The organism is Hymenobacter agri (assembly GCF_054778495.1).
In genome coordinates, this window is record NZ_BAAGZM010000481.1 from 1 (window position 1) to 3367 (window position 3367).

3 protein-coding genes are annotated in these 3367 nt (G+C 64.8%); 2 read left to right on the top strand and 1 reads right to left on the bottom strand.

All coding sequences use genetic code 11. The features are described 5' to 3' along the window. Window positions 1-301 (bottom strand): hypothetical protein (locus tag ACYVDE_RS17980; RefSeq protein WP_460502933.1); only part of this gene is annotated, 301 nt, incomplete at its 3' end. A gap of 191 nt (window positions 302-492) precedes the next feature. On the opposite strand from ACYVDE_RS17980, the gene ACYVDE_RS17985 reads away from it, so the two are divergent. Together ACYVDE_RS17985 and ACYVDE_RS17990 are read left to right on the top strand one after the other, a co-directional pair. Next, window positions 493-1983: a nicotinate phosphoribosyltransferase gene (locus tag ACYVDE_RS17985; protein ID WP_460502934.1), complete on the top strand. Its 1491-nt coding sequence runs from the start codon at window positions 493-495 to the stop codon at window positions 1981-1983. Window positions 1984-2237: 254 nt separating this feature from the next. Continuing rightward, window positions 2238-3367 (top strand): hypothetical protein (locus ACYVDE_RS17990; RefSeq protein WP_460502935.1); only part of this gene is annotated, 1130 nt, incomplete at its 3' end.

A 3367-nucleotide genomic window follows, 5' to 3' on the forward strand; every position in this document is an offset into this window, starting at 1 on the left:
AGCCCACGGTGCGGGGCAGGTCTTCGGTGCCGGCTACGCAGCGGATGTCTTCCGTGTCGGCTTCCCACATGCCCAGCAGCACCTGCGCCAGGTCGGCCGCCCCAAAGCCCACCCAGCCCATTACGGTGCGGGCCAGCGGGCTGATGTCGGCCGACGGTACCCAGAGGGACAGGGCGTGGGGCAGCAGCCAAGCCACCAGGCCCCCCACCAGCAGCGCCAGCCCTAGGCGCCAGCGCACGTCGAGCGTGCGGATGAGTTCGGCGGGCGTTTTTTTGGGAGTTGAGGCGGGGTTCGGGTTCATGTAGCCGGCAAGGTAGGGCCGTTGAACGTCATGCTGAGCGCAGTCGAAGCATCTCGCGTGCAATAGTAAATGAATTGCTTATGCAGTAGAGATGCTTCGGCTGCGCTCAGCATGACGTTCAACGGGTTTTCCAGCCATACAAAACCCCTCGCTAAAAAAGCAAAACCCACGCCCGGCTGTTATTTCGCAGTATGAACGCAGCTCCCCTCTCCGGCCTCTACGCGCCCTCGCTTGCCCTCGTCACCGACTTATACCAGCTCACGATGGCCTACGGCTACTGGCTGCAGGGCCTGCAGGACCGCGAGGCGGTGTTTCACCTTTATTTCCGCAAGGCGCCGTTCCAGGGTGGCTACGCGGTGGCGGCGGGCCTGGCCCTGGCCGTAGACTGGGTGGAGAACCTTAAATTTTCGGACGACGACCTGGCCTACCTTGGTAGCCTGCGCGGCAGCAAGGGCACGCCCATGTTCCCGCCCGAGTTTCTGGACTACCTGCGCCACCTGGAGTTCAGTTGCGACATCGACGCCGTGGCCGAGGGCACCGTGGTGTTCGGCAACGAGCCGCTGCTGCGCGTGCGCGGCCCGCTGCTGCAGGCCCAGCTGCTCGAGACGGCCCTGCTCACGCTCATCAACTTCCAGACGCTAATTGCCACTAAGGCGGCCCGCATCCGCGAAGCCGCCGGCCCTTCTGACCAGATTCTGGAGTTCGGCCTGCGCCGCGCTCAGGGTTTCGATGGGGGCCTGGGAGCCAGCCGGGCGGCTTTTCTGGGCGGGGCCGATGCCACCAGCAACGTGCTGGCCGGGCAGCGCTACGGCATTCCGGTGCGCGGCACGCACGCGCACAGCTGGGTGATGTCATTTGAAGACGAGGCCACGGCATTTGCGGCCTACGCCAAAGCTTTCCCCGACGACTCGGTATTTCTGGTCGATACCTACGACACGCTGGAAGGCGTGCGGCAGGCCATCAAAGTAGCCCGCGACATGCGCGCCAACGGGCACGAGCTGGCCGGAATTCGGCTCGATTCGGGCGACTTGGCCTACCTCAGCCGCGAGGCGCGGGCGGTGCTTGATGAGGCCGGTTTCACCAACACCCGCATCGTGGCCAGCAACGATTTGGAGGAAAACCTCATCACCAGCCTTAAGCAGCAGGGCGCGCGCATCGATACCTGGGGCGTGGGCACGCAGCTCGTGACGGCCTACAACCAGGCGGCGCTGGGGGGCGTGTACAAGCTGGCTGCCCTGCGCAAGGCCGACGACTCGGGCTGGGACTTCACCATCAAGCTCTCGGAGCAGGTGGCCAAAACCAGCATCCCAGGCATCCTGCAAATCCGGCGCTACCAGAACGAGTACGGCAAGCCCCGCGCCGACATGCTCTACAACACCGCCGAGCCCCTCCCCCAAGAACTCACCCTCGTCGACCCGCTCGACGTGACGCGCCGCCTGGCCATCAAGCCCGAAACGAAGTTCCGCGAGTTGCTGGAGCCCGTATTCCGGGCCGGCAAGCGCGTGCTGGAGCTGCCCACCCTGGCCGAAAGCCGCGACCATGCCCAGCGCGAAGTGCAGAGCCTCGACCCCAGCATCCGGCGCTTTCTCAACCCCCACACCTTCCCGGTGGGCCTGGAAAAAGGGCTGTACGACTACCGCACGCAGCTTATTCTGGAGAAGCGCCCGGTGCGGCCGGCGTAGCTCCGACCCGCCGCTTATATCCGCGCCAAACCGGCCCGGTATTCCGATTCCACTGCGAATCGGGGTACCGGGCCGAAGCTTTTTGCGGGCACCGCAACGGGTCACCAGAGGATGAGCTAATTATTTGTTCTACAGGTGTTGGCGGGCTATCAATCGATTGATAGATTTACGAGCCCAGCATCATCACCCACCCGCCGCACTCCACTCATTACCAACCCTCCGCTCATTCTCCTCACTCTCCTCATTCTCCCTTTATGAAAAGAACATTTACGCGTGTATGCAAATCCCTGGCATGGGTGCTGGGGCTGGGAATCAGCTACCAGGCGCAGGCCGGGTTTACCCCGGTGGCAGTCACAGGCTTCACCGCCGACATCGTGGCCAACGGCACGGGCACCGTGATGTCGTCGACTACCGCCGACATGGATGGTGGCGGCGTTAACAGCCGCTTTGCGTTTGTGGCGCCCAATTTTGTGAACCCCGCCGGGGCTTCGCCCACGTCGGCGCTGCCGGCCACGGGACTCATCAACAGCGCCGTCACGGCGGGGCTGTCGTTTCAGCTGGCCTCGTACTCGGCCAACAACTCGCTGCGGCTGCCGCCCGCGGCCACGGGCGCGGGCACGCTCACACTGGCCACGCCACAATCGGCCGGCGACGTGTACCTGCTGGGGGCTTCGGGCAATGGCGCCAGCACCATGACGGCCACGGTCAATTTCAGCGACGGCACGACGCAGGCGTTCACTGGCATCACGGTGGGCGACTGGTTTGGCGGCACGCCCTTCGCCATTCAGGGCATTAGCCGGGTAAACTACGACAACGACAACATCGAAAATAGCACGACCGACCCGCGCCTGTACCAATACCGGCTGGCGCTGCTGCCGGCCAACTACAGCAAAACGATTCAGAGCATCACCGTGGCCAAAACCTCGACGGCGGGCTCGCTCAACATCATGGCCGTATCGGTGAACTCGGTGTGCGCGGGCACGCCCACGGCCGGCACGGCCACGGCCAGCGTGAGCAGCGTGTGTGCTTCCACCAGCTTCACGCTTTCGCTGGCGGGCGCGACGGCCGACGCCGGCATCGGCTACCAGTGGCAGGTGTCGACCAACGGCGGGACTTCGTTTACCGACATCACCGGGGCCACCACCAACCCGTACACCGTGAGCGGGCAATCGACCACCTCGCAGTACCGCGTGCGGGTGACCTGCGCGGTCAGCACGCTGACGGCTACCTCGGCGGCTGTGACGGTGACCACGGCGGCGGTGACCTACGCCACGCTGCCCGTGGTGCAGAGCTTCGAAAACACTTGGGTGGACGTGTGCGGCACCCGCGACGCGCCCACCGTGAACTGGCGCACCAGCCCCACCACCGGCAACAACGCCTGGCG